Below are 25,728 nucleotides of genomic sequence, written 5' to 3'. Positions count from 1 at the left end.
AATTGTCCTGTGGTCAGCCCTTGGGCTGGTATGTCTGGTCTGCGGTCGGGAAGCTGCGCGCGCGCACTTCCTCTGCATATTGGGCGACGGTCTTTTCGATGACCTCGGCGATATTCTCGTACTTCTTCACGAAGCGGGGCACGCGTTCGAACATGCCGAGCATGTCCTCGGTAACGAGCACCTGCCCGTCGCATTGGGCGGAGGCGCCGATACCGATCGTGGGGCAGGAAACAGCTTTGGTCGCCTCGATCGCGATGGGTTCGAGCACGCCTTCGAGCACGATGGCAAAGGCTCCCGCTTCATCGAGTGCCTTCGCATCGCCGACGATCTTTTCCGCCTCAGCATCATCGCGCCCGCGCGCCATGTAGCCGCCAAGGACGTTCACCGCCTGCGGGGTAAGGCCGACATGGCCCATCACCGGAATTCCGCGCTGGTTGAGGAAGGAGACGGTCTCGGCCATCTGTTCGCCGCCCTCGAGCTTCACTGCGGCCGCGCCGCTCTCCTTGAGCAGGCGCGAGGCGCTTTCGAAGGCCTGTTCCTTCGATCCCTCGTACGATCCGAAGGGCATGTCGACGATGACGACCGAGTGATAGCTGCCGCGCACGACCGCGGCGGCGTGGTTGGCCATCATGTCGAGCGTGACGGGAATGGTGGAGGGCAGGCCGTAGATCACCTGCCCCAGCGAATCCCCGACCAGCAGCATGTCGCAATGCGCGTCGAGCAACTGCGCCTGTCGCGCCGTGTATGCCGTGAGCATCACCAACGGGTCTTTCGTCTCGCCATCCGCCTTGTGTGCGCGGATTTTGGGCACCGTGAGCCGTTTCATCGGCTGGGGTGTTGGGTTTGCCCGGCTGGTGCTCGTATCGAGCTTGAATGTAGTCGACATGCGCAGCGCCCTAGCAAGTGCTGTCGACAGTTGGAAGCAAGGCTTGGACAGTCGCGGAATTCCGTGCTTTAAGCCCCGCCCACAGGTGCGATGCGAGAGGGCGTGTCGCGGACGGAGAGGAAATACACGACAATGGTCGCTGCCGGACAAACCACGGGCGAGGGCTGGTCCTCGCGCACTGCATTCATTCTCGCGGCGGTCGGCGCTGCTGTGGGCCTCGGAAATATCTGGCGTTTTCCGACGCTTGCGGGTGAAAGCGGGGGTGGTGCCTTCGTCATTTTCTACATCGGTTGCGTGTTCCTTCTCGGCCTCCCGCTGGTCCTTTCCGAAATCTTCATCGGCCGGGTCGGTCAGACCGACGCGGTCGGTTCGATCCGCAAGGTTGCGCAGGATTCCAATGCGTCGCCCAGCTGGTCGATCTTCGGCGGAATCGGCGCGATTGCCGCATTCCTCATTGTCTCATTCTACTCGGTCGTTGCCGGCTGGGTGCTCTACTATGCGGGCGTCATGGGCTGGGACCTGTTGCAGGCCATCATGGCTGGCGACCCGTTCCGCGGCGCGCTTGTCGGTGAGGACCAGGCGCAGATCCAGCAGCGCCTTGGCGACATGTTCGCCAATCCGCGCCTGCTGCTCGCCATGCACTTCGCCTTCATGGGCCTGACGCTCTACATCGTCGCACGCGGCGTGAGCTCGGGCATCGAGAAGGCGGCAACCTATCTCATGCCTGCCTTCTTCGTGCTGCTTGTGGGCCTCGTCGTCTATGGCGCGATTGAGGGCGATATCGGCGATGCCGTCGCATTCCTCTTCACGCCCGACTGGTCGAAGCTGACCCCTCAGGTAATGAACTCGGCGCTCGGACAGGCGCTGTTCTCGCTTTCGCTCGGTGTGGCTGGCCTCATCACCTACGGTTCCTACATCAAGGAAAAGAGCAACCTCGGCGGCACCGCGGCGATGATCGCCGTGGCCGACACCAGCGTTGCGCTGCTTGCCGGCCTGATGATCTTCCCGATCGTGCTGGCCGTCGGCCTCGATCCGGCTGCTGGCCCGACACTGGTCTTCCAGACGCTGCCGTTCGCATTCCAGACGATGCCGGCTGGCGCGCTGTTCGGCTTCCTGTTCTTCGTACTGATCCTTGTCGCGGCGATTACCAGTTCGATCTCGCTGCTCGAGGTGCCGACCGCATGGGGCATCGGCGAGCGCGGCTGGAGCCGTCACAAGTCGGCGCTGATCTTCGGTGTCGGAGCCTTCGCGATCGGCATCCTGTGCCTGCTCGGCTACAACGTCCTTGCGGATGTCCGCCCGCTCGGCTTCTGGTCGCTCTTCGAGAATACGGATATTCTCGACACGATCGACGGCTTCACCGGCAAGGTGATGCTGCCGGTCGGTGCGCTGCTGACCTCGATCTTCGTCGGGTGGAAGGCCGACGCCAACCTGCTGCGCACGACTACCGGTCTTTCGCCTTGGGCGTTCAGCCTCTGGCGTTTCCTGATCGCGTGGCTGTGCCCGATCGCTGTGGCGATTATACTCGTGACCGGACTATTCCCGAGCATCTTGCCTGCCTGATGCCAATTCCGCTTTGTCGGCCGGAAATTACCGCGTAATCAGCGCGGGTCCGGCTGGCGGAGCGGGAGAGTCCCGCGGCGGGCCGGAGGAGCTTGCTGCTTGAAATGATCCTCGACAGAGTGAAGCCGCTCGACGCCATACTGGCGGCGGCGGAGAAGAAGTCGCTGCACCGTTCACTAGGTGCCCTGCAACTCATGCTGTTCGGCATAGGCTGCATTATCGGAACCGGCATTTTCGTTCTTACTGCCGCCGGTGCCCAGAAGGCCGGGCCGGGACTGATGCTCGCTTTCATTATCGCCGGCGCGGTCTGCGTGGTGGCTGCGCTCTGCTATGCTGAAATTGCGGCGATGATCCCGGTTGCGGGCTCTGCCTATACATACAGCTATGCGACTATGGGCGAGCTGCTGGCCTGGACAGTCGGCTGGGCGTTGATCCTGGAATATGCGATTGCGGCATCGGCCGTTTCTGTAGGCTGGTCCGGCTATTTCACCGGTACCATTCTCAACGAGTTTCTCGGAATCCACTTGCCGCAATGGCTCTCTGCTGGCCCCTTGGCCCTCGGCGGCGAGCCTGGTGGCCTGATCAACCTGCCGGCTCTCGTCATCGCACTTCTGGTGACCTGGCTACTCATGATCGGCACCAGCGAGAGCGCCAAGGTCAACGCCGTGCTCGTTGCGATCAAGGTGTCGGCGCTGACGGCCTTCATCGGCTTGACCCTGACGAGTGCCTATTTCGATCCCGACCAGTTCAATCCCTTCCTGCCAGCAGGCATCTTCGGAGGCTTCGGAACCGGCGTGGGTGCGGTAGGCGCGGCGGCCACGATTTTCTTCGCCTATGTCGGCTTCGATGCGGTTTCGACCGCAGCAGAGGAGACGAAGAACCCGCAGCGCAACGTACCGATCGGCCTCGTCGGCTCGCTGGTCTTCTGCACGGTCTTCTACATCCTCGTTGCTGCCGGTGCGATCGGCACCATCGGCGGGCAACCGATCATGGGTCCTAACGGCATCCCCTTCCCGGCCGGATCGGAAGAACTCGCGCGGCAGTGCGCCTTGCCCGCATATTCGGATGCACTGGTGTGTTCGAATGAGGCACTGGCCCACGTCCTGCGCCAGATCGGATTCTCGGGAATCGGCAATCTGCTCGGCGTCGCGGCATTCCTTGCCTTGCCCTCGGTCATCCTCGTGCTGCTCTTCGCACAGACCCGCATCTTCTTCGTGATGAGCCGCGACGGCCTGCTGCCCGAAGGCCTGTCGAAAGTGCATCCCAAGTGGAAGACGCCTTACGTGGTGACCGCGATCACCGGCCTGATCGTGGCCGTCGGGGCAGCCTTCTTCCCCGTGGGGCAGCTGGCCGATATCGCTAACGCGGGCACGCTCTACGCTTTCCTGATGGTCGCGCTCGCGGTCATGCTGCTGCGCAAGAGCGATCCTGACCGCAAGCGCGATTTCCGCACGCCAATGCTGTGGTTCGTGGGGCCGGCGACCGTGGCGGGCTGTGCCTTCCTCTTCCTGAACCTGCCGCTCGAGGCGATGCTCGTCCTACCGGCATGGTCGGCGATCGGGCTGGTGCTTTATTTCGGCTACAGCCGACGCAACAGTCACCTTGGTCGCGGCGTGGTCGAAGTGGTCGACGATGTCGCGGGTGAGGAAACGATGATCCCGATCCATCCTCCGAAGGACTGAACGTAAAAGGGCCGCTCCTGTGAGGAGCGGCCCTTCGCGACTCTTATTGTCGTTATGGGGTCGTCTTAGAGATCGACCGATTCCACGTGGCGTTCTTCCGCTTCGTCGTGGACATTCATTCCGAGCGCCATCTTGGCAGTGTTCAGCACGCCAAGATCGCCGCTCCAGATTTCTGCATCGCCGAGGTCCATGCGCAGGAAGAGGATGTCGGGATCGTCCTTTCCGCCATCGTACCACGCCTCGACGAAGTTGTTCCAGAACTGGTCGAAACGCTCCTTGCTGTTTTCGACTGACAACCGGCCGTTGAAACGGGCGAACATGTCATGGTCCTTGCCGGCGAAGCTCGCCGTGACTTCGCCGAGCTTGGCGAAGGTCGATTTCTTGTGCGTGAAGAACCAGATCGAGCTGTCCGCGTCCTTGTCGAGCTGAGCGGTCATCGGCACGGCGGTGTCCGACTGGCCCTTCAGTTCGAGGAAGAGATAGGGCGAATCGGAAAGCGCCAGCCAGAACTTCTTCTTGAGCGCGTCGGGGTTGCCATCGGCATATTTCATGAGGGTGCCTCTTTCGAATTGCGTTTGCCCGTTCAACGGCTTGGAGGGCGCACGCGTTCCGCTCCTTGCGCCGGAGCGAGGCTGCGAAAGGATGAATTGCGAATCCCTGCAGATTGGAACATAATAGGAACAAGCGAGTCGTTCCTGCATGTCCCACACCGATCTCTCCACCCTGCCGACCACGGCCTTCGAAGATGTCGCCACGCTGTCCGCGCGGCGCAGTGCGCGCTGGCACCCGGGGCTGGCGAAGGTGCAGGGCAAGGCGCTCCATAGCGAGGTTTTCGCGGCCTCGCGCGAGGCGGCAGGTGCGGGTGCTGCGCTTGCCCTGGCGCTCGACGACTGGCGTAACACCCCGCGCGGAGAAGGGCAGGAGAGCGAGGACCGGCGCAGCATCCTGTGGGTGCAGACACGCGATGCGGCAAGGCTCACGGGCAGGCCCTATCGCGCCGGACTTCCTGCAGAGCTGCAGGCGCGCGTGATCCATGTGCTGGCAGAGAAGGTGGAAGATGCGCTCTTCGCGCTCGAGGAGGGGCTGCGCTGCCGCGAACTGGCATTCGTCATCGGTGAAGTGGCAGGCAACGCCAAGGCGCTCGACTTTACCGCCTCGCGACGGCTGACGCTCACCGCGCAGAAGCATGGCGTGCCGCTGTTCATGGTGCGGGTGGATGCCGCGCGCGACCTGTCCTCGGCGCGGATGCGCTGGGATGTCACCTCGGCGCCTTCCGCCGCTCCCGAATGGAATGCGCAGGCACCGGGCAATCCGGTGTGGAAGGCAGAGCTCTTCCGTGCACGCAGCCACGCCCCGGGAGAATGGCTCTTGTCGGAGAAAGGCGGAGAGCTTGCCGCGAGCAAGGCGCGCGGGGATGCGGACCGGGCAGTGGCGAATTGGACAGCGGGGCTGCAGCATCGCCGCACGCCCCGCCGCGCGTGACCGCGCATGCGGCGGACCTTTCCCGGCCGCCGCCGTCTCAGTTCCGCCGTATCCTCTCGATCTGGCTGCCCGCCATGGCGATGGACCGCTGGCGACAGGGCGCACCTGAACGTCGCAAGCTCGACGAGATGCCGCTCGTCCTGATCGCCGACACCGCGCATGGGCCGCGGATCGAGGCGACCAATCGCGCAGGCGCTACGGCAGGCGCGCGCAAGGGCATGATGCTGGCCGATGCGCGCACGCTGTGCCCCGAGATCGCGACCGCGCCATACGATCCCGCCGGCGACCTGGCCTTTCTCGAAAAGCTTGCCGTCTGGGCGCAGCGCTGGGGGCCGTGGTCGGCGATGGATGCGCCCGACGGCTTACTGGTCGATGTCACGGCCGTGCCGCACCTCTTCGGCGGCGAGCAGGGGCTGGTCGCCGATGTCGCCGCTGCCTTTGCACGGCGCGAGCTCAATGTGCGCTGTGCCATCGCGCCGACGGCAGGCGCAGCATGGGCGCTGTCGCACTATGCGGCCCCGGGTACGATCCTTGGCGGCGACGAAGATGCCGAAGCACGGCTGGGCGAGCTTCCCGTCGCTGCGCTGAGGCTCGACCAGGATGTCATCACCGTGCTGCGCCGCCTCGGCCTCAAGAAGCTGGGCGAACTCACCACGATTGGCCGCGACGCGATCCAGCGGCGTTTCCGCAATCGCAAGTCGCCCGCAGCCAATCCGCTGATCCGCCTCGACCAGCTGCTCGGCCGCGTGCCCGAACCTTTGCTTCCCGTGGTCCCGCAGCAAATGCCGCTCGTCCAGCGCCGCCTGCTGGAGCCCATCCGCCACCGGCAATTGCTCGACCAGGTTGTGGAGGATCTTGCCGATGACATGGCCCGCGAACTCGAAAGCAGGGGGGAGGGGGCTCGCAGGCTCGAACTGGGGTTGTGGCGCGTCGATGGCGAGGTTGCGGTGCGCCGCCTCGAACTGGCTGCCGCCACGCGCGAGGCAGGGCATATCGTGCGGCTCTTCGCGGCCAAGCTCGACGATATCGACGCGGGCTTCGGGATCGAGATGCTGCGGCTGCGCGCCAGCTGGGCCGAACCGCTCGCGCTCGACCAGGGCGATATCGAGGCTGCGGCGGAGAACCACGGCATCGCGCTTTCGGCACTGGTCGACCGGCTGAGCGTGCGTTTGGGGGAGGGTGCAGTCAGTCGCCCCGTTCCCTTCGCCAGCCACATCCCGGAGCGGGCGCAGCGCTGGCAGAAACCGCTGGAGCCCGAGGCCGCGAGCCAAGGCCAGCTGGCCTTCCACAAGCGCCCGCTCAAGCTGCTCGACAAGGCCGAGAGGATCGCGGTGCTCTACGCAACGCCCGACGGCTATCCCCAGCGCTTCCGCTGGCGTGGCGAGGTGCACGAGGTCGTGCGGGTCGAGGGACCTGAGCGTATCGCACCCGAGTGGTGGCGCGAGCGCGGGGCGACGCGGCTACGCGACTACTACCGGATCGAGGACCAGCGCGGCCGACGCTACTGGATCTACCGGCTCGGTATTGTCGGGGACGGGCGCGGCGGTGCGCCCGATTGGTACCTGCAGGGATTATGCGCCTGACGCGGTGATTACTCGGAGCCCGAAACCAGCGAGGCCCGGCGTCCGCGCCTCGCGACAGGGATATTGCCGAAATTCGCGACCGGGCCGTTCTGGACTTCAATGGCCTGCGCGGTGTCGTCGACCACGCTGATGGGGATGTTGCGTTCGAAAACGAGGCCGCAGCTGTTCTCGTTCGCCCAGACGATCTTCCCAAAGAATTCGTAGCCATTCCAGGAAAGAAGGCCCGATACGCCTTCGCTGGGCGGGTTGTCGGTATCGAAGCGCGCGCCAGCTTCCGAAAGGTCCGACAGGCGACCCTCGCGGTCGCCGCCAAGCATCTTGAGCCTGGCGGGACAATCGACCTTGTAGCGCTGGGCTGAACGCCGGTCGGGCTGGGAACTCGGAAGTTTCTGGAAAAGCGCCACGAACAAACCCCTGTTGTTGTCGCGCCCACATTCACCCGCTTTGGTTAAGGCTCGACTTCCAAGCAGCCTTAGCGGGATTTTAACCACGGGGACCGGCCAATACCGCCGGTCCCCCTGGGAATGTACGATTAGTCGGAAGGCGCCACGAGCAGGCGCGAGCCGAGCGGCTGTAGAGAGCGTGCGGACGGGCCGAGATTGGCTTCCATCGCGGCGATCTGTTCGGCGCTGGCAGTCAGCACGGTGTCGGCCACGTGCCAGTTCACGCCTTCGCTGCAGGGCGGCGTGGTGAGCGAGCCCATGTAGCGGAAGACGTCGAGATCGTCGGGCACCATCTCGTTGATGTCGAATTCAACGGCCGCGCCTTTGCCTTCGCCGACACCTTCGACGATTTCGGCAAGCGCGGGGTTTGCGTCTCCTTCTTCGTACATCACACCGAGCACGCCGAGTTCGCCTTCATCGGTCGCGTGGACGAAGTGGGCGACGAGCGGATAGCGCTTGCCCGAGATTGCGTGCTCTGACGGCGTGTGGAAGTGAACCTGGATCAGGTTGAATTCCTTGCCGCCCGAATTCATTCCCAAGCCGGCGGGGAAGTTCACCTGCACCTTCTCGGTGCCGAGATCGATCGTTCCGGTGCTGTTGCCGAAATTGGTAGTTAGCTCGACGTCGCCGCGTGCGTTGGCTGCGCCGAGATCGATCGGCGACTGGTTCAGTCCTGCGTCGCAAATGGCATAGTCGGTGTTGATGGTCGACCAGCGTTCGGGCGCGGTGCCGTCACCGAAGTTCCAGTCCTTGTCCTGCGCCATGGCAGGGGTGGCCGCGAGGCTGACAAGGGCGAGATAAGCGAAAGACTTCATGTTCTACTCCAACCGTGAGCATGCAGCAGGCGCGCGAACATCGGGTCGGGCCCACGCATGCTGCGTGATCTATGCCCCGGTGTCTTGTGGAGTGACGGGCCGGGGGCGACGATACGTCCGACATCACGAATGCAAATGAGCATCCGCCAGAGGGGCCCGGTCCGTGCGCTGAATACGCAGTAGGAAAGGGAAGGTTCCCGCCCGAATATACCTTTTGATATTGGCGAATCCTACGTGAGAACGTATAGTGAACAAATGGCCGCGCAGACTGTCCTCCAGAAGCTCGAAATCCTCGCCGATGCGGCGAAATACGATGCTTCCTGCGCGTCGTCCGGCACGGCGAAGAAGAACAGTCTAGGCGGGAAGGGCATCGGCTCGACCGAGGGAATGGGTATCTGCCACGCCTATGCGCCCGATGGCCGATGTATCTCGCTGCTCAAGATCCTGCTGACCAACCACTGCATTTTCGACTGCCATTACTGCGTCAATCGCAAGAGCTCGAACGTGGCGCGGGCGCGCTTCACGCCGCAGGAGGTGGTGGACCTCACGCTCGCCTTCTACCGGCGCAATTATATCGAGGGGCTGTTCCTGTCCTCAGGCATCGTGAAGAGCTCGAATCACACGATGGAGCAGATCGTCGAAGTCGCGCGCATCCTGCGCGAGGAGCACGACTTTCGCGGCTACATCCACCTCAAGACCATCCCCGAGGCGGATCCCGAAATCGTCTACCAGGCGGGGCTCTATGCCGACCGCGTGTCGATCAATGTCGAACTGCCGACCGATAGCGGCCTCACACGCCTCGCGCCCGACAAGGACGCGCGCCAGATCGAAGGCGCGATGGGCAAGGTGAAGGCCGACCTCGTCGAGGCGAAGGATGCGAGGAAGCGGTTCAAGCATGCCCCGCGTTTCGCGCCCGCGGGCCAGTCGACGCAGATGATCGTCGGCGCCGATGCCGCGACCGATGCGGACATCGTGGGCAAGGCGAGCCGGCTCTACGACAATTTTCGCCTGCGCCGCGTCTATTACAGCGCCTTCTCGCCGATCCCCGATGCCAGCGCGGTGCTGCCGCTGAAGCGCCCGCCGCTCATCCGCGAACACCGGCTCTACCAGTCCGACTGGTTGATGCGCTTCTATGGCTACAAGCCCAGCGACGTCATGCAGGCGACCGAGGCGGACGGAAACCTGCCGCTCGATATCGATCCCAAGCTCGCCTGGGCATTGAAGTTTCGCGAGGCCTTTCCGGTCGATGTGAACCGCGCGAGCAAGGAGCAGTTGCTGCGCGTGCCCGGCCTCGGTGTGAAGGCAGTGGGCAAGATCTTAGCCAGCCGCCGCCACCGCGCGCTGCGGCTCGACGATGTGGCTCGGCTCACCCAGTCGATCACCAAGGTGCGACCCTTCATCTGCGCCGTCGACTGGCGGCCGGTCACGCTGACCGACCGTGCCGACTTGCGCAGCCTGCTCGCGCCCAAGGCAGAGCAGCTGGAGCTGTTTGCCGCATGACCGCGCTCCAGCACGTCAAGCTCGGCACCTATTACGTGGTGCACATGCCGGAGCCGGATGATTTCGACTTCTGGCGCGAGCGCGCACGTGCGCTCGTCCAGTGCGATGTCCCGCCCGACCGCATCGCCTGGGTAGAACCGGGCGGCAGCGGCGACCTGTTTGCTCACGGGGAACGGCGCATGCCCGTGCCGCCCGCCGATGCGGGGCCGGTGCGCGCCAACCGGCGTTTCATCGCGCTTGCCAAGAATGCCATCCTCCATTCCGATCCGCAGCGGTTCGCACAGCTCTACCTGCTCTTGTGGAAGCTCCAGTCGAACCCGCGCATCATGGAGGACAAGGCCGACCCCGACGTTCGCCGGGTGGAAGAGCTCGACAAGAACGTGCGGCGCGACAGCCACAAGATGCACGCCTTCGTCCGCTTCCGGCTGGTCGAGAGCGAGGACGAGGAAGTAGGCGAGCACTACGTCGCCTGGTTCGAACCCGACCACCATATCCTGCGCGCCAATGCGGGCTTCTTCATGCGGCGCTTTTCCAACATGCGCTGGTCGATCCTGACCCCGCGCGGAAGCCTGCACTGGGACACTGAGACCATGTCCGAAGGCCCTCCGGCAGAGCGCAGCGATGCGCCCGGCGGAGATCCGATGGAGGACCTATGGCGCAAGTACTACGCCTCCATCTTCAACCCCGCGCGCCTCAAGATCGGAGCGATGCTCAAGGAGATGCCGAAGAAGTACTGGAAGAACATGCCAGAGGCTTCGCTCATTCCCGAGCTGGTCGCGGGCGCGCAGGGGCGCGAGGCGAAGATGGTCGAGAAAGGCGCGCTGGAATTCGAAGAACGCCCCGATACGCTCGAGGCGATCGACAAGGCGATCCACGCCTGCCGCAAGTGCCCGATCGGCGCCCTCGATAACCACGCCGTGATGGGCGAGGGGCCGCAGGATGCCTCCCTGATGATCGTCGGCGAACAGCCGGGCGACCAAGAGGACCAGGCGGGCCGTCCATTCGTCGGGCCTGCCGGACAACTGCTGGACGTGCATCTCGAGAAAGCCGGGATCGACCGGCGCGCCGCTTACGTCACCAATGCAGTGAAGCATTTCAAATATGTCCAGCGGGGCAAGCGGCGGCTCCACCAGAACCCGGGCGCGAAGGAGATCGACACCTGCCGCTGGTGGATCGAGAGCGAGCGCGCGATCGTAAAGCCCAAGCTGGTGCTCGCCATGGGCGCGAGCGCGGCGCGAGGGCTGCTCGGCAAGACGGTGAGCATTTCCAAGGTTCGAGGGAGCCCCATTCCGCTCGAGGACGGCAGCGAGCTCTGGGTCACCGCGCATCCATCCTATCTCCTCCGTCTCGATGGCCCCGCGCGCGAGGAGCAGGCGCGGCTGTTCGATGCCGATCTCGCCGCGGTGAGGGAGCGGCTGGAGGACCTCGCGTGACATGCCCGAGAACGACCTCCAGATCCCCAAGCGCACCATCGAGCTCGATCCCGCCGGCATAGAAGCCCCGCCGCGCGCACCCTTCGTCGAACTCGGCCTCGTTTCCTGTTTCAGCTTCCTTCGCGGTGCGTCGGATGCGGTGGACCTCGTGCTGCAGGCGCGCGCGCTGGGCTATGACGCGATCGGGATCGCCGATGCGAACACCATGGCGGGCGTGGTGCGCGTGCATACCGAGGCGAAGACGCTCAAATTGAAGCCCTGCATCGGCTGCCGGATCGAGACGGTCGAGGGGCTGGCCTTCCTCGCCTATCCCAAGAGCCGCAAGGCCTATGGCCGCCTCTGCCGCCTGATTTCGGCGGGGCGGATGCGCACGCTGTCTGGCGAGTGGCAGGAGAAGGGCGAGTGCGACATCTCGCTTCCCATGCTCGCGCGGCATAGCGAGGGCGTGCAGCTGATCCTCCTCCCGCCGCGCGACCTCGCGCGCGAATTCACGGTCCCGGCATGGGCGAGTAATGTCGTGGGGCTCGGCGGCGAGAAGGTGCAGGAGCTGGTCGCAGCACCTTTCGAGGATATCGTGCCGCACCTCGCCGCGGGCCTGCCGACCTTGCGCCATATCGCCGCGGCCTTCCTCTACACCGATAGCGACGTCGCGCGGATCGAGCGGCTCGATGCGCTGGCACGCGCGAACGGTCTCTCGATCCTCGCCACCAACGATGTCCATTACGCGACGCCCGACAGGCGTCCGCTACAGGATGTGATGACCGCGATCCGCCACAAGACCACCGTGGCGCGGGCAGGGCACCTGCTCCACGGCAATGCCGAGCGCTATCTGAAGCCGCCCGAGACCGTGTGCCGCCTGTTCGAACGCTGGCCGCATGCCATTTCCGCCGCGCGCGAGGTGGCCGATGCCTGCGACTTCAGCCTCGACGAGCTGAAATACGAGTACCCGGAAGAACTCTATCCCGGCGGGGCCGAGCCGCAGGACTATCTCGAAAGCGAGACCTGGAAGGGGGCCGAGTGGCGTTACCCCGCAGGCATTCCCGACAGCGTGCGCGAGACGCTGCACAAGGAACTGGCGCTGATCGGCAAGATGGAGCTCGCGCGTTATTTCCTGACCATCAAGGACATCGTCGATTTCGCGAGGCAGAAGGTCGATCCACCGATCCTGTGCCAGGGGCGCGGCAGCGCGGCCAACTCGGCCGTCTGCTATTGCCTGGGCATCACAAACGTCGACCCGGCGCAGCACCAGCTTCTGTTCGACCGCTTCATCTCCGAAGACCGCAAGGAGCCGCCTGATATCGACGTCGATTTCGAGCACGAGCGGCGCGAGGAGGTGATCCAGTATCTCTACCGCAAGTATGGCCGACACCGTGCCGGGCTATGCGCCACGGTGATCCACTATCGCCCGCGCATGGCGATCCGCGAGGTGGGCAAGGCGATGGGGCTGACCGAGGACGTCACCGCCGCACTCGCCAAGACGGTGTGGGGCGGGTGGGGCCGAGAGATCAGCGAGAAGCATGCGCAGGAAACGGGGATGGACGTGAGCGATCCTCACCTCAGGCGTGTTCTCAGGCTGACCGAACAAATGATTGGAATGCCGCGCCATTTGTCGCAGCATGTGGGCGGGTTCATCCTCACCGAAGGCGCACTGACCGAGACGGTTCCGGTGGGCAATGGCGCCATGCCCGATCGCAGTTTCATCGAGTGGGACAAGGACGATATCGAGGCGCTCGGCATCCTCAAGGTCGATGTGCTGGCGCTGGGCATGCTGACCTGCATCAAGAAGTGCCTCGACCTGCTCGACGACCATCACGGCCGCACGCTGAGCCTCGCATCGGTCCCGCGCGAGGACCCGGAAACCTATGCCATGCTGCGCGCCGGCGATTCGCTGGGTGTCTTCCAGGTCGAAAGCCGCGCGCAGATGAACATGCTCCCGCGCCTGCGCCCGCGCGAGTTCTACGATCTCGTTATCCAGGTCGCCATCGTGCGACCGGGGCCGATCCAGGGCGACATGGTGCATCCCTATCTCAAGCGTCGCCGCGGGGCGGAGCCGGTGGTGATACCCGCACCATCGCCGCAGCATGGCCCGCCGGACGAGCTGTCGAGCATTCTCGAGCGCACGCTGGGCGTTCCGATCTTCCAGGAGCAGGCGATGAAGATCGCGCTCGATGCGGCGAAGTTCTCGTCCAAGGAGGCGAACCGGCTCAGGAAGGCCATGGCCACCTTCCGCAGTCGCGGCATGGTGGATGAGCTTCAGGACATGATGGTGGAGCGCATGGTCACGCGCGGCTACGACCGCGACTTCGCGCAGCGCTGTTTCAACCAGATCCGCGGCTTCGGCGAATACGGCTTTCCCGAGAGCCACGCGGCCAGCTTCGCGCATCTCGTCTACGTGTCGAGCTGGCTCAAGTGCCACTTTCCCGCCGCCTTCGCCTGCGCGCTGCTCAATTCGCAGCCCATGGGTTTCTATGCGCCCGCCCAGATCGTGCGCGATGCGGCCGAGCACGGGGTGCGCGTGCTGCCGGCGGATGTGAACCTCTCGCAATGGGACTGCACGCTGGAGGAGATCGGCAAGGGCGGGGCGGCTCATGGCGAAAGCGGGCGTCTCGACAAGCATATCGCCTTGCGGCTCGGCCTGCGCCAGATCGACGGGCTGCCCGAGGCGGTTGCTGCGCAGCTGATCGCCGAGCGAGAGGGAAACGGCGCTTACGAGGACGTGCGCGCCCTGCGCGACCGTGCGCGGATCGGGCCCGCGCATGTCGAGCGGCTCGCCAGCGCCGATGCTTTCGGGTCGATGCGGCTCACCCGCAGGCAGGCGCTGTGGGATGCGCGCAGCCTTGTCGGCGGGCCTGACCTGCCGCTCTTTGCCGCCGCTGCCGCGCGTGACGAGGGGGCGGAGAAGCAGGTCACGCAGCTGCCGCAGATGCCGCTCTCCGAGGAAGTGGTGGCCGACTACCAGACCACGCGTCTCAGCCTGAAGGCGCATCCGATGGCCTTCCTGCGCGCCAGCCTTGCCGAGCGTGGCTTCGTGCGCGCCTGCGACCTGCGCGCGAAGAAATTTCGCAGTATGGTCCATGTCGCGGGCGTGGTGCTGATCCGCCAGCGGCCGGGCAGCGCCAAGGGCGTGTGCTTCATCACGCTGGAGGACGAGACCGGTGTCATCAACCTCGTCGTCTGGCCCGACCTCAAGGAGAAACAACGCCGCGTGGTCATGGGTTCGCGACTGATGGAGGTGAGGGGACGCGTCGAATATGACGACGAGGTGATCCACGTGATCGCGCAGCACATGACCGATGCGACAGGCGAGTTGCACAAGCTCTCCGACGACATGCTCAACGCCCCGCTCGCGCGCGCCGACCATGTCAGCAATCCGCTCCCCGACAAGTTCAATCCGCGCGACAATTTGCGCGAGGGAACGGACGATCCGTACCAGCCCGTCGAGCCGTGGCAGGAGCCGCCGCCGGGCAATCGTGAATGCGGCTGGCATCAGGGCCATCCGCGCGACGTACGCATCATCCCGAAATCGCGCGACTTCCACTGAGACCCGCGTTAGGGCGCGGCCATGTTCGATCCGGAACGTCTCATTGCATTTGCCTGGGTAACCGCGCTCACCAGCATCGTGCCGGGCCCCTCCATGATGTTCGCCATGGGGCAGGCGATCTGGCGCGGACCCCGAGCAGGCTGGGCGGCGCTGATGGGCATGCAGATCGGGTACATCGTCTGGTGGATCGCCGCTGCCCTCGGCCTTGCGACGCTGGCCTCGGCCTATCCCGTAGCCTTCAAGGCGCTCGCAGTGGCAGGCGTGCTCTATCTTGCATGGCTGGGCGTGCAGGCGATCCGGCATTCATTCCATGCGGGCGAGGACGATACAGGCGAGCCCCAGCGCAAGCTTTCGACAAACGCGTTTCGAGACGGGATTGCCGTCGCGATCGGTAATCCCAAATCGCTGATCTACGTCGTCGCGATCATCCCGCCATTCGTCGATCCGGCCGGTTCGATAGGGTGGCAGATCACTTTGCTCGCCGTCATCGCGCTCGTCATCGACCTGCTGATCGGCTGGCTCTACATCGGGGCGGGCAAGCAGATGGCGCGGGCCATGGAGCGTGCCGCGACACGGCGCTGGATCGATCGGGGCATCGGCTTCGTATTCATCCTGATCGCCCTGTTTATCGCGATCGATCTCTACGGGACGCAGCTGTGAACCTCACCATATCGCGCCGGATCGGCAAGTTCGTCTTCGACCGGCGGGTGGTGGCGCTGCTTGTCCTGCTGGGATTGCTGGTCGCGGGGCGTAGCTGGCTTGCCGATCATCCCGAGCATAATCCCTGGGCGCCACTGGATCTTGATCACCCGAGCGGCTGGGCGACGGAGCGTAAGTTGCTCGCCCTGCGCAACGATGTCCCTGCGTGCCGCGCCGTGCTCGAGCGCAGCGATGTTGCTTTCAACGCTTTGGATCCGGTCGGCGAGGGCGAATGCAGGCGGGACGACCGCACACAGCTTGCAGGCTACCCCCTAAGCCCAGACACGCCCGCCACGACCTGTCCGGTCGCAGTGGCGATGGAGCTGTGGAAGCGCGACAGCCTCGACCCGGTCGCGGAAGAAGTCTTCGGAAGCCGTGTCGAGCGGATCGAGCATATGGGCGCCTATTCCTGCCGCCGAATGTACGGCCGCGACGAGGGGCCATGGAGCGAGCATGCGACTGCCAATGCGCTCGATATCGGCGGCTTCGTCCTCGAAGACGGCACGAGAATTTCCGTGCTGGGCGACTGGCCGGGCGAGGGCGAGAAGCAGCGCTTCCTGCGCGAAGTGAGGGACGGGGCATGCACGGTCTTCGCAACCGTGCTTTCACCTAACTACAACGCCGCGCACGCTGACCATTTCCACTTCGATATGGACGATCGCTGGACCAGCGTCTGTCGCTGATCAGCGGAAGAGATTCTCCACGTCGCGAGGCATCCGGGCATCGTCGATTGGAACGAAAGAGGCGCTGCCGAAATCACCGAGATAGGCCTGTCCGTTATCGTCGACAGCGTGAACTCGGTCGTAGTGGGTGTCATTCTCTGGGACGAACACGAAGGCAGACTGGTCATCTGCAATTCCGGTGAGGTTACCGGGGCGAACACGTGCCGCACCAACGACCGAGCGACTGTCGAGATCGAAATCCCGCGGATAATGCAGATAATTCACCGCGAAGAGGACATGCGCCTCCTCAAGGCCATCGGGCCAGTCGATGGAGAAGATGCGGCCTGATCTTTCGACGATGTGTGGTTCCGCAACATCATACATCTTGGCAAAATCTGCGAATATCTTGGTCAAATCCGACTTGGACCACCCACGCGAGCGGAGAGTGAACCGGTCTCCGAGGACGACATCTCGCGGTTGATGCCGACCCTGACCACGCTTGCTCAACGCATTCCCGGCCAGATTCATGACCACCAGAAAGACAGCGAGAATTGCTATCAGTATTACTATGTTTGTGGCCATCGGTCAGGCCGCTTCGAGTGAATACCCTGCGCTGCGCACGGTGCGTACGGGATCCTTGGCACCTTCCAGCTCGATTGCCTTGCGCAGGCGGCGGATGTGCACGTCGACGGTGCGCAGTTCGATGTCGCTCTCGGTACCCCAGACGCCGTCGAGCAGCTGGTTGCGGCTGAAGACGCGGCCGGGGCTTTCCATGAGGAACTTGAGGAGGCGGTACTCGGTCGGCCCCAGCTTCATCGGCTGGCCGCGGCGCGTCACCTTGTGCGCGACGGGGTCGAGCTTGAGGTCGCCGACCTCAATCGCTTCACCGGCGAGAACCGGGCGGATACGGCGCATCACCGCGGCAACTCGTGCGAGCAGTTCGCGCGGCGAGAACGGCTTGGTTAGGTAATCGTCCGCGCCGGTCTCGAGACCGCGAATGCGATCGTCCTCCGCCTCGCGGGCGGTCAGCATGATGATCGGGACATGCGCAGTCGACTTTTCGCGGCGGAGGCGGCGACAGACTTCGATGCCGCTGGTGCCCTCGATCATCCAGTCGAGAATGACGAGATCGGGCACTTCCTCCGAGGCGAGGAGCAGTGCCTCGTCGCCATCCGCTGTCGCGCGGACGTCATAGCCCTCGTTGGTGAAACGGTACTCGAGAAGCTCGGAGAGGGAGGGATCATCCTCCACCAGAAGTAGCTTGCCTGCCTGCACTTTCGCGCCTTCCTGCTTTGTGTTCGCCACGGCAGTATGACCCTCAGGCTACAGTTATGTGTCAGCCGTCCTCGTCGGGCGGATATGTGCCCGTCGCGGCGAAGTGCACCATTTCGGCAACATTGGTCGCATGGTCGCCGATGCGTTCGAGGTTGCGCGCCACGAAGAGCAGCTGGGCAGCGCTGGAGATCGTCGCAGGGCTTTCGACCATGTGGCTGACGAGGTTGCGGAAGATCGAGTTGTAGAAGGCATCGACCTTCTCGTCGGCCGCGATGACTTCCTTTGCCAGTTCGGGATCGCGTGCAGCGTAAGCGGTCAGCACGTCGTGGACCATCTCGCTGGCAACTTCGGCCATGGCGGGCAGAAGCGTGAGCGGTTCGAATTGCTTGCGGTTGTCGCCGATCTCGCGGCTCGCCTTGGCGATATTCTTCGAATAGTCGCCGATACGCTCGACCACGCCTGCGATCTTGAGCGCCGCGATGACTTCGCGAAGGTCGTCGGCCATGGGAGCGCGCAGCGCGATGATGCGCACGGCAAGCTTGTCGATCTCGCTTTCGAGCGCATCGATCTTCTTGTCGCCCTTGACCACTTTCTTGGCGAGCGCGTCGTCACCCTTCACGAGGGCGTCGAGCGATTCCTGGATGGCCACCTCGGCGAGCCCGCCCATTTCCGCGATCAGGCCGCGCAGGCGGGTGATGTCTTCGTCGAAGGCTTTTACGGTATGTTCGTTCATGTTCTCAAAGCCTTATCCGTAGCGACCAGTAATGTAGTCCTGGGTCCGCTGTTCGATCGGATTGGTAAATATGTCAGATGTGCGACCATATTCCACCATCTTTCCGAGGTGGAAGAACGCGGTGCGCTGGCTGACGCGTGCAGCCTGCTGCATCGAGTGGGTGACGATGACGATCGCATAGCGACCGTTGAGTTCGTCGATCAATTCCTCGATCTTCGCGGTCGCGATGGGGTCGAGAGCCGAGCACGGCTCGTCCATGAGGATCACTTCCGGATCGACCGCGATGGCGCGTGCGATGCACAGGCGCTGCTGCTGGCCGCCCGACAGCGCGGTGCCGCTGTCCTGGAGGCGATCCTTGACCTCTTCCCACAGGCCGGCGCGACGAAGCGACTTCTCGACCACCGCATCGAGCTCGTCCTTACCCTCTGCGAGGCCGTGGATCTTCGGACCGTAGGCGATGTTTTCATAGATCGACTTCGGGAAGGGGTTGGGCTTCTGGAACACCATGCCGACGCGTGCGCGAAGCTGCACGACATCGAGGCTCGGGCTGTGAATGTCTTCGCCGTCGAGCATGATCGTGCCTTCGACGCGGGCCGAGGGGATCGTGTCGTTCATGCGGTTCAGCGAACGCAGGAAGGTCGACTTGCCGCAGCCCGAGGGGCCGATGAATGCCGTGACGTATTCGGTCGGGATATCGATCGACACGTTGTCGATCGCCTTCTTGTCTCCGTAGAATACGGAAACGTCCCGTGCGCTCATCTTGGCGTCGGTGTTCTCAAGGTTTTCGTGAACTACAGTCACCACGTTTTCTCGAACTTGTTGCGCAGGTAAATGGCGAGGCCGTTCATCAGCAGGAGGAACAGCAGGAGGACGATGATAGCAGCGCTCGTACGTTCGACGAAGCCGCGGTCGATTTCGTCCGACCAGAGAAAGATTTGCATCGGGAGCACGGTAGCCGGTGCGGTAAAGCTGTCGGGCGGCGAGGCGACGAAGGCGCGCATACCGATCATGAGCAGCGGAGCGGTTTCACCCAGCGCGCGGGCCATGCCGATGATGGTACCGGTCAGGATGCCGGGCAGGGCGAGCGGCAGCACGTGGTGGAAGACCACCTGCACAGGGCTCGCGCCGATGGCGAGGGCACCGTCGCGGATGCTGGGGGGAACGGCCTTGATCGCATTGCGACCCGCGATGACGATGACCGGCATTGTCATGAGCGCCAGCGTCATACCGCCGATCAGCGGAGCAGAACGGTAGCTCGGGAAGATCGTCAGGAAGACCGCTAGGCCGAGAAGGCCGAAGATGATCGAAGGCACGGCCGCAAGGTTGTTGATCGATAGCTCGATCAGGTCGGTCCACTTGTTCTTGGGCGCATACTCTTCGAGGTAGAGCGCGGCCAGCACGCCGATCGGGAACGCCAGTGCCAGCGTCACGATCATCGTCAGGATCGAGCCCATGAGCGCACCCCAGATACCGACTTCCTGGGGATTGGTAGCGTCAGCACGGGAAAAGAATCCGGCGTCGAAATTTTTCTCTAGCTTTCCTTCAGAGGCGAGTTGCGCTGCGAGTTCGCGCATGTCCTGCGATCCCTCGCCAGCATAGCCGGAGGCGAGGTCTGCGCTTGCGGGAAGCCAGAATGTCGCCTGCCGCTCGAGAATGCCCGGATCTGCCGCGATCTCTGCCGCGACCTGGCGCCACGCCTGGCCGCTGATTTCCTCGGCGCCCTCGTCACCGAGCGATTCCGTGGCAAAATAGTCGACGACGTCCGGAAGCCCCTGCGATTCGAGCGAGCGAACGCCTTCTTGCGTGCCCATCAGCGCTGGATCGGCGGAGAGACCGGCCTGCGTGAAGTCGATCTGGACTTCGACTTCGGCGCGCTGGAAGCCGCCGATGCCGTTGAGCGTCATCGACCCGAGCAGATAGATGAGCACGGCGATCGAGAACACGATGGCGCTCAGGCCGATAGCCTTGAACCGCTTCTCGGCTGCGTAACGCTTCTTGAGCCGCGCTTCGAAAGCGGGCGTGCGCGTGGGGGCGATGTGCTCACTCATAAGCTTCGCGGAACCTTTTCACGACGCGCAGGGCGATGAAGTTGAGGCCGAGGGTGACGAGGAACAGCACGAAGCCCAGCGCAAACGCGCTCAGCGTTGCGGGATGGTCGAAGCTGCCTTCACCGGTCAGCATCTTGACGATCTGGACCGTCACCGTGGTCATTCGGTCGAGCGGGTTGGCGCTCAGGTTTGCCGCAGTCGAGGCGGCCATCACCACGATCATCGTTTCGCCGATTGCGCGGCTGATTGCGAGCATGATGCCCGCGACGATGCCGGGAAGTGCGGCCGGGATGAGGACGCGGCGGATGGTCTCGTTGGTGGTCGCACCCATGGCGAGGCTGCCGTCGCGCATCGCCTGCGGGACGGCGGCAATGCTGTCATCGGCCATCGAGGAGACGAACGGGATGATCATCACGCCCATAATGAGGCCCGCGGCAAGCGCGCTTTCGCTCGAGGCGTTCGAGATGCCGATCGAAATGGCGAAATCGCGGATCGCGGGAGCAATCGTGAGGGCGGCGAAATAGCCGTAAACCACGGTCGGGACACCGGCGAGGATTTCGAGCGCAGGCTTCACCCAGGCGCGAACGCGCGGGTTTGCGTACTGCGTGAGGTACACCGCACTCATCAATCCGAGCGGGATCGCAACGATCATCGCGATGATCGCGCCGATGAACAGCGTGCCCCAGAACAGCGGCACCGCGCCGTAGCGGCTGGCATCGGGATTGTCCGGGTTGGCCATCGGGTCCGGACCCCAGTGGGTGCCGAACAGGAAGTCGATGGGCGAAACCATGCCGAAGAAGCGGATCGTCTCGAAGACGAGGCTGACGAAGATGCCCAGCGTGGTCAGGATCGCGACCAGCGAGGCAGCCAGCAGGATCGCCATGACGATCTTTTCCACGCGGTTGCGCGCCGCGAAATCGGGCTTCAATCGCAGGAAGGAATACACGCCGCTGAGGAAGGCGATCAGCAGCGTCGTGATGATGCCGATCCAGTTATAGCGGCTGATGGCCTCGCGATAGGGTTCGACGAACTCCCTCGCGAGCGGGTTGAACACGCCCTGTGCCGCGCCCGTTGCGACAGCGCGGGCCTCGTTGAGGATCGTCTGACGCTGGAAGCCGAAGGCGGGAAGCTGGTCGGCAGCCGGGCTGGAGAGCACCGACTGCGTGACGAGGCCGGGCGCAATTGCGCCCCAGGCCGCGATGAAAATGAGGACGGGCAGAACGATCCACAGCGCGACATACCACGCGTGGTAGGTGGGAAGGCTCGCGAGCCGCCCGTCGGGGCTCGCGCGCCGGAAGGTCCATGCACGCGCACGAGCCGCCAACCATCCGGCGAGCCCGAGCCCGAGGGCCAGGAGGAGCAGAATGGTCAGCGACATCGTGAGTGCATGTATTCCCTATTAGAGCTCGGAACCGTCGAGGGTGTCGTAGTTGGTTGCGGCCGAAAGTGCGCGCTCCCTTACGTCCTCGGGGTTGGCAACGAGGCCGATCTTGGCGAGCTCGCCGTCACGGTCCCACATCTGCGTCCACTGGCCGAGGAATTCCTTGAGGCCGGGGATGGCATCGAGGTGGGCCTTCTTGACGTAGATGAAGAGCGGACGGGCGCCCGGATATTCGAAGCTGGCGATGTTCTCGTAGGTCGGGGCAACGCCGTTCATGTTGAGGCCCTGCACCTTGTCGGCATTTTCCTCAAGATAGGAATAGCCAAAGATACCCACAGCATTGGGATTGCCTTCGATCTTCTGGACGATGAGGTTGTCCTGCTCGCCCTGGTCGACATAGCGGCCGTCGCTGCGCACTTCGGTGCAGATCTGGTCGTAGCGGTCTTCGTCGCTTTCCTTGAGCGCGCTCATGTCTTCGTTGGACTTGCAACCGGCTTCGAGGATCAGTTCCTTGAGAGCGTCGCGCGTACCCGAGGTGCTCGGCGGACCGTAGACGAGGATCGGCTGGTTCGGGAGCGAAGGATCGACGTCCGACCAGGTCTCGTTGGTCTGCTCGCCGCCGTAGGGCGAAGCGGCAAGCGCTTCGTAGACCATCTTGGGCGTCAGGTTCATGGTGATGCCGCCCTGCGCCGAAGCGAGTGCGATGCCGTCGAGGCCGACCTGGATCTCGATGATGTCGGTGACGCCGTTTGCCTGGCAGTCAGCGAATTCGCTGGCCTTCATGCGGCGCGACGCGCCCGAGATGTCGGGGGTTTCGGGGCCGATGCCGGCGCAGAACAGCTTCATGCCGCCGCCCGTGCCGGTCGATTCGATGATCGGCGACTTGAAGTCGGGGTTCGAGCGGGCGAAGGTTTCCGAAACCGCCTTGGCGAACGGATAGACGGTCGACGAGCCGACGGCCTTGATCTGGTCGCGGGCAGCGCCGCCGCCAGCATCGTTGCCGCCACAAGCGGCGAGAGCCAGGGCCGAAGCGGTGGCGATTGCGAATTTGAAAGTCTTGGTCATGAGTAAGTACCCCTTAGGTGTCCACTAGCCGCGCAGAAGCGCGAAATTGTTACGTGTTGACGACAAGAGTGTGACTTTCGCTATGGGGCCGCACGAATCTTCTGGCGGCCCCATAACGGCATTGTGATCAGAAATCGACCTGTGCGCGAATTCCGAAGGCGTCGACGCCGTAATCGGTGTCGCCGCTAGCCGTCGGCAGGACGGCGTCCGTGTAGTCCATCCGGCCGTAGTTGATGCCGAACAGGGTGTTCGATGCAGGCTTCCAGATCAGCGAGGCCTGGTAGCCGTTCTGCACGCCGCCGAGAATGCCGGCATCGTTCAGGTCGAGATGGTCGTAGCGCAGGTTGAACTGCACCGAACCGATGCCGCCGTTACCCAGCGGATTTTCCGGCTTCACGCGGTCGAACTTGCCGCCCTTGTAGCCGCGGCTGTCACCTTTGGTGAGGAAGTAGCCGGCTTCGACATAGCCGCCGAAGAAGGTCGGGTTTTCCATTGCAAGCGGCATGTCGACGTTCTGCCAGTAGCCTTCAGCTGCTGCGTGGAACGGTCCCGAGATCACGGCTGCTTCGACGCCTGCACCGAATTCGCTGTCGGCATCGAGGTTGCCGGTGTTCACGAAGCGGGTCGAGGTGAAGTGGACGAAGGGACGCTGGCGATAGCGAACCGTGGCGTCGTCCTCGCCGAGCTCGTTGAAGTGCAGCGAGCCACCGAGGTGGAACTGGGTATCGCCCATCTTCGGCATGACAACGAGACGACCGTCGAAACCGCGGTTGTCCGTGCCGGTATCGTCGAAATTGTCGGTGAAGACGCCCGCCTGCGCGAGGACGATGCCGCTGTTGAAGCTGACCGAAGCACCGATCCGGCGCTCGAAACCGAAGGCATCGGTAAAGGCGGCGCGTTCGATGAAGCTGGTGTGCAGCGAGCTGGTCAGCTCTTCGAGCGACTGGAAGTTGTTGTGATGACCGACTGCGATTTCCGCGTCGCCGGTTTCGTAAGTCAGGATGGCGTCGGCCGCCTCGACTTCATTGCCCGCGAAATCGAGTTCGAACTTGTAGCCGAAGCCCCCCGGCAGGTCGCCCGAGGCGCCGAGACGCGCGCGGCGGACTTCATTGCCGAAACCGTCGTCAGCGCCGGTCGATTCGGGGGCGCCGATCGTGCCTGCATCGAACATCAAGCGGCCACGGGGCTTGAAGCTCCAGCCATCCTTTTTCTCGAGCTCGGCCGCAGGTGCCGGTTCCGGTGCGGGCTTTGCAGCCGCTTCGGTGTTGGCGGCGATGACTGTGTCCTGCGCCTCGTTCTCAGCCTTGGTAGCGGCGAGTTCGCCTTCGAGCTGGTCGATACGCGAGACGAGAGCCTGGAGCTGGGCGCGCATTTCCGCGAGCTCTTCCTCGGCGGTAGGAGCAGAATCCTGCGCGAAAACAGGAGTAGCGATGGTGCAGCTCAGAGCCGCTGCGACGACGGAGAGCCGGAATGCGGATTTCATGTGTCGAATCCTTTACAGAGTTACGATCCGGAGACGCGGATATGACGGCTCTGTTACAGCTATGTGACGCATTGCGACGGAATTACGTTGCGCACTGCCAACGCGCTGATTTCACGACTGTATAATAAAATTACTCAGCCTGGTCGGCGAGCGGGAGCGTGACCTTGACCCTCGTTCCTTCGCCCACCGTGCTTTCGATCGCCAGCCTGCCGCGATGGCGCTCGACGATGTGTTTCACGATGGCGAGGCCGAGGCCCGTGCCGCCCGAGGCGCGGCTGCGACCGGGATCGGTGCGATAAAAGCGACGGGTCAGGTGGGGCAGGTGTTCGGGCGGAATTCCGTCACCCCGATCCTGCACCGACAGCTGGACACGCTTGCTTCCCTGCGGCTGTAGACGGATTGTCACCTGCTGGTCGGCCGCCCCGTATTTGAGGCCGTTGTCGACGAGGTTGCGAACCAGCTGCTCCAGTTGCTGGGCATCGCCCGTGACCGAGAAATCGCCGTGCGATTCGATGTCCAGGCGATCCGCGCGGTCTCCCGCCGCATCGCGCGCCGCACGGTCGACCAGCTTGGAGAGGTCGATCGTCTCGTCGGGAAGGTCGTGCTTCTCGGCCTCGATGCGCGACAGCGACATGAGGTCGCTGATCAGCTGCTGCAGCCGCTGTCCTTCCTTCTGGATCGTCCCGAGGAACTTGTCGGCCATCTTGGGATCGAGATCATCCACGTCTTCGCGCAGCGTCTCGACGTAGCCGAGGATCGATGCGAGCGGCGTTCGCAGCTCGTGACTCGCATTGGCGACGAAATCGGTGTGAGCGCGGCTGATGTCGGCTTCAGCGGTACGGTTGACGAATTCGATAATGGCGAGCCCGCCGTCCATCTTCTTGCGCGCGATCCGCCAGATATCGCGGCGCCGGGCAATTCCGCGGATGACCGCGACACCATCCTCACCGCTTTCGAGGAGACGCACGGCCTCAGGCTGGCGCAGCGCCATCCTGACGTCCTGTCCGAGGATATGCGCGCCCAGAAGGCGGCGCGCGGCAAGGTTGGCGATGATCACGCGTCCCGCATCGGTTACAATGACGGGGGCCTCCGAATGCTCGAACAGGTCGCCCATCGTGTCGCGCGAGATGACACCGTTGCCGTTCTTCTCTGCTGGTGGCGGCGGTGGAGCGCCGACGAGCCACAGGGAGCCCGCCCAGACCAGCAACATGAGGAGAATCGGCAATACCGGCATGCCAAGGACCATGAGGCCGATGGCCGTCGCGATCGCCAGGGCAAAACCGTGCCAGGGGAAGGGGCGCTCGCTCATTGCGCAAACGCGCTTAGCGAGGCGACGCGTGCCGCGCTAGTGCAGTGATCAAATTGTCATGCAAGAAGTGGTGACCCGTACGGGAATCGAACCCGTGTTTCAGCCGTGAAAGGGCCGCGTCCTAACCGCTAGACGAACGGGCCAC

Annotated in this window: 22 protein-coding genes and 1 tRNA gene; 9 read left to right on the top strand and 14 right to left on the bottom strand. The window is 63.8% G+C overall.

Annotated elements, in window-relative coordinates; genetic code table 11:
• Nucleotides 1-13: 13 nt before the first annotated feature.
• Nucleotides 14-886, bottom strand: coding sequence for a 3-methyl-2-oxobutanoate hydroxymethyltransferase (gene panB, locus K3163_RS09385; protein ID WP_221428156.1), 873 nt, complete (start codon nt 884-886; stop codon nt 14-16).
• Nucleotides 887-988: 102 nt separating this feature from the next.
• On the opposite strand from panB, the gene K3163_RS09380 reads away from it, so the two are divergent.
• Both K3163_RS09380 and K3163_RS09375 read left to right on the top strand, forming a co-directional pair.
• On the top strand, nt 989-2,449 hold the full coding sequence (locus K3163_RS09380) for a sodium-dependent transporter (RefSeq protein WP_345719723.1): 1,461 nt from the start codon (nt 989-991) through the stop codon (nt 2,447-2,449).
• A 104-nt stretch (nt 2,450-2,553) separates the two neighbouring features.
• Nucleotides 2,554-4,131: an amino acid permease gene (locus K3163_RS09375; RefSeq protein WP_221428158.1), complete on the top strand. Its 1,578-nt coding sequence runs from the start codon at nt 2,554-2,556 to the stop codon at nt 4,129-4,131.
• Nucleotides 4,132-4,196: 65 nt separating this feature from the next.
• Here K3163_RS09375 and K3163_RS09370 read toward each other — a convergent pair whose 3' ends face one another.
• Nucleotides 4,197-4,682, bottom strand: coding sequence for a pyridoxamine 5'-phosphate oxidase family protein (locus K3163_RS09370; protein WP_221554035.1), 486 nt, complete (start codon nt 4,680-4,682; stop codon nt 4,197-4,199).
• A gap of 148 nt (nt 4,683-4,830) precedes the next feature.
• On the opposite strand from K3163_RS09370, the gene K3163_RS09365 reads away from it, so the two are divergent.
• Nucleotides 4,831-5,613 (top strand): hypothetical protein, encoded by a 783-nt coding sequence (locus K3163_RS09365; RefSeq protein ID WP_221554034.1) that lies wholly within the window; start codon nt 4,831-4,833, stop codon nt 5,611-5,613.
• A 74-nt stretch (nt 5,614-5,687) separates the two neighbouring features.
• Entirely contained in the window at nt 5,688-7,196 is a 1,509-nt protein-coding gene (locus K3163_RS09360) for a DNA polymerase Y family protein (protein WP_247712684.1), read from the top strand.
• Nucleotides 7,197-7,204: 8 nt separating this feature from the next.
• Here K3163_RS09360 and K3163_RS09355 read toward each other — a convergent pair whose 3' ends face one another.
• Nucleotides 7,205-7,600: a PilZ domain-containing protein gene (locus K3163_RS09355; RefSeq protein ID WP_221428162.1), complete on the bottom strand. Its 396-nt coding sequence runs from the start codon at nt 7,598-7,600 to the stop codon at nt 7,205-7,207.
• 128 nt (nt 7,601-7,728) lie between these two features.
• Complete coding sequence (locus K3163_RS09350) at nt 7,729-8,454, bottom strand: carbonic anhydrase (protein WP_221554032.1); 726 nt, start codon at nt 8,452-8,454, stop codon at nt 7,729-7,731.
• Between the two features lie 255 nt (nt 8,455-8,709).
• Between K3163_RS09350 and K3163_RS09345 the strand changes: the two genes are divergently transcribed.
• From K3163_RS09345 to K3163_RS09325, 5 genes are read left to right on the top strand one after another with little or no spacing between them, the layout of a single operon-like run.
• Nucleotides 8,710-9,954, top strand: a complete 1,245-nt coding sequence (locus K3163_RS09345) for a putative DNA modification/repair radical SAM protein (RefSeq protein WP_221554031.1) — start codon at nt 8,710-8,712, stop codon at nt 9,952-9,954.
• Complete coding sequence (locus K3163_RS09340; protein ID WP_221554030.1) at nt 9,951-11,387, top strand: UdgX family uracil-DNA binding protein; 1,437 nt, start codon at nt 9,951-9,953, stop codon at nt 11,385-11,387. The genes K3163_RS09345 and K3163_RS09340 overlap by 4 nt, the downstream gene beginning before the upstream one ends.
• A 1-nt stretch (nt 11,388) precedes the next feature.
• Complete coding sequence (locus K3163_RS09335; protein WP_221554029.1) at nt 11,389-14,928, top strand: error-prone DNA polymerase; 3,540 nt, start codon at nt 11,389-11,391, stop codon at nt 14,926-14,928.
• A gap of 21 nt (nt 14,929-14,949) precedes the next feature.
• A complete protein-coding gene (locus K3163_RS09330; protein WP_221554028.1) occupies nt 14,950-15,588 on the top strand; it encodes a LysE family translocator in 639 nt (212 codons plus the stop codon).
• Complete coding sequence (locus K3163_RS09325) at nt 15,585-16,310, top strand: extensin-like domain-containing protein (protein WP_221554027.1); 726 nt, start codon at nt 15,585-15,587, stop codon at nt 16,308-16,310. The genes K3163_RS09330 and K3163_RS09325 overlap by 4 nt, the downstream gene beginning before the upstream one ends.
• On the opposite strand, the gene K3163_RS09320 is transcribed toward K3163_RS09325, so the two are convergent.
• The 10 genes from K3163_RS09320 to K3163_RS09275 all read right to left on the bottom strand — a co-directional run bounded on the left by K3163_RS09320 (nt 16,311) and on the right by K3163_RS09275 (nt 25,726).
• Nucleotides 16,311-16,703 carry a hypothetical protein gene (locus tag K3163_RS09320; RefSeq protein WP_221554026.1) on the bottom strand — a complete coding sequence of 131 codons (393 nt, stop codon included), beginning with the start codon at nt 16,701-16,703 and terminating at the stop codon, nt 16,311-16,313.
• A 171-nt stretch (nt 16,704-16,874) separates the two neighbouring features.
• On the bottom strand, nt 16,875-17,564 hold the full coding sequence (gene phoB / locus K3163_RS09315; RefSeq protein WP_221429563.1) for a phosphate regulon transcriptional regulator PhoB: 690 nt from the start codon (nt 17,562-17,564) through the stop codon (nt 16,875-16,877).
• 61 nt (nt 17,565-17,625) lie between these two features.
• Nucleotides 17,626-18,297, bottom strand: a complete 672-nt coding sequence (phoU, locus tag K3163_RS09310) for a phosphate signaling complex protein PhoU (protein ID WP_221428170.1) — start codon at nt 18,295-18,297, stop codon at nt 17,626-17,628.
• 12 nt (nt 18,298-18,309) lie between these two features.
• The gene (gene pstB / locus K3163_RS09305; RefSeq protein ID WP_247712680.1) at nt 18,310-19,056 is read right to left on the bottom strand and encodes a phosphate ABC transporter ATP-binding protein PstB; all 747 of its coding nucleotides are present in this window, start codon (nt 19,054-19,056) and stop codon (nt 18,310-18,312) included.
• 38 nt (nt 19,057-19,094) lie between these two features.
• Nucleotides 19,095-20,345 carry a phosphate ABC transporter permease PstA gene (pstA, locus tag K3163_RS09300; RefSeq protein ID WP_221554025.1) on the bottom strand — a complete coding sequence of 417 codons (1,251 nt, stop codon included), beginning with the start codon at nt 20,343-20,345 and terminating at the stop codon, nt 19,095-19,097.
• Nucleotides 20,338-21,723, bottom strand: a complete 1,386-nt coding sequence (gene pstC, locus K3163_RS09295; RefSeq protein ID WP_221554024.1) for a phosphate ABC transporter permease subunit PstC — start codon at nt 21,721-21,723, stop codon at nt 20,338-20,340. The genes pstA and pstC overlap by 8 nt, the downstream gene beginning before the upstream one ends.
• A gap of 21 nt (nt 21,724-21,744) precedes the next feature.
• Nucleotides 21,745-22,791 (bottom strand): substrate-binding domain-containing protein, encoded by a 1,047-nt coding sequence (locus tag K3163_RS09290; RefSeq protein ID WP_221428174.1) that lies wholly within the window; start codon nt 22,789-22,791, stop codon nt 21,745-21,747.
• A 127-nt stretch (nt 22,792-22,918) separates the two neighbouring features.
• Nucleotides 22,919-24,274 (bottom strand): porin, encoded by a 1,356-nt coding sequence (locus tag K3163_RS09285; protein WP_221554023.1) that lies wholly within the window; start codon nt 24,272-24,274, stop codon nt 22,919-22,921.
• A gap of 130 nt (nt 24,275-24,404) precedes the next feature.
• Nucleotides 24,405-25,583 (bottom strand): sensor histidine kinase, encoded by a 1,179-nt coding sequence (locus K3163_RS09280; protein ID WP_221554022.1) that lies wholly within the window; start codon nt 25,581-25,583, stop codon nt 24,405-24,407.
• A gap of 68 nt (nt 25,584-25,651) precedes the next feature.
• A tRNA-Glu gene (locus tag K3163_RS09275) sits at nt 25,652-25,726 on the bottom strand.
• Nucleotides 25,727-25,728 lie beyond the last annotated feature (2 nt).

It is taken from the genome of Qipengyuania xiapuensis (assembly GCF_019711395.1).
Lineage (GTDB): Bacteria > Pseudomonadota > Alphaproteobacteria > Sphingomonadales > Sphingomonadaceae > Qipengyuania > Qipengyuania xiapuensis.
Note: the sequence above shows the minus strand (reverse complement) of the source record. Positions and strands in the feature narration are given on the sequence as shown.

Coding starts and splice junctions, on each gene's coding strand:
- panB (WP_221428156.1), bottom strand. CDS start 886: ATGTCGACTACATTCAAGCTCGATACGAGCACCAGCCGGGCAAACCCA.
- K3163_RS09375 (WP_221428158.1), top strand. CDS start 2,554: ATGATCCTCGACAGAGTGAAGCCGCTCGACGCCATACTGGCGGCGGCG.
- K3163_RS09370 (WP_221554035.1), bottom strand. CDS start 4,682: ATGAAATATGCCGATGGCAACCCCGACGCGCTCAAGAAGAAGTTCTGG.
- K3163_RS09365 (WP_221554034.1), top strand. CDS start 4,831: ATGTCCCACACCGATCTCTCCACCCTGCCGACCACGGCCTTCGAAGAT.
- K3163_RS09360 (WP_247712684.1), top strand. CDS start 5,688: ATGGCGATGGACCGCTGGCGACAGGGCGCACCTGAACGTCGCAAGCTC.
- K3163_RS09350 (WP_221554032.1), bottom strand. CDS start 8,454: ATGAAGTCTTTCGCTTATCTCGCCCTTGTCAGCCTCGCGGCCACCCCT.
- K3163_RS09345 (WP_221554031.1), top strand. CDS start 8,710: ATGGCCGCGCAGACTGTCCTCCAGAAGCTCGAAATCCTCGCCGATGCG.
- K3163_RS09340 (WP_221554030.1), top strand. CDS start 9,951: ATGACCGCGCTCCAGCACGTCAAGCTCGGCACCTATTACGTGGTGCAC.
- K3163_RS09335 (WP_221554029.1), top strand. CDS start 11,389: ATGCCCGAGAACGACCTCCAGATCCCCAAGCGCACCATCGAGCTCGAT.
- K3163_RS09330 (WP_221554028.1), top strand. CDS start 14,950: ATGTTCGATCCGGAACGTCTCATTGCATTTGCCTGGGTAACCGCGCTC.
- phoU (WP_221428170.1), bottom strand. CDS start 18,297: ATGAACGAACATACCGTAAAAGCCTTCGACGAAGACATCACCCGCCTG.
- pstB (WP_247712680.1), bottom strand. CDS start 19,056: ATGAGCGCACGGGACGTTTCCGTATTCTACGGAGACAAGAAGGCGATC.
- pstA (WP_221554025.1), bottom strand. CDS start 20,345: ATGAGTGAGCACATCGCCCCCACGCGCACGCCCGCTTTCGAAGCGCGG.
- pstC (WP_221554024.1), bottom strand. CDS start 21,723: ATGTCGCTGACCATTCTGCTCCTCCTGGCCCTCGGGCTCGGGCTCGCC.
- K3163_RS09290 (WP_221428174.1), bottom strand. CDS start 22,791: ATGACCAAGACTTTCAAATTCGCAATCGCCACCGCTTCGGCCCTGGCT.
- K3163_RS09285 (WP_221554023.1), bottom strand. CDS start 24,274: ATGAAATCCGCATTCCGGCTCTCCGTCGTCGCAGCGGCTCTGAGCTGC.
- K3163_RS09280 (WP_221554022.1), bottom strand. CDS start 25,583: ATGAGCGAGCGCCCCTTCCCCTGGCACGGTTTTGCCCTGGCGATCGCG.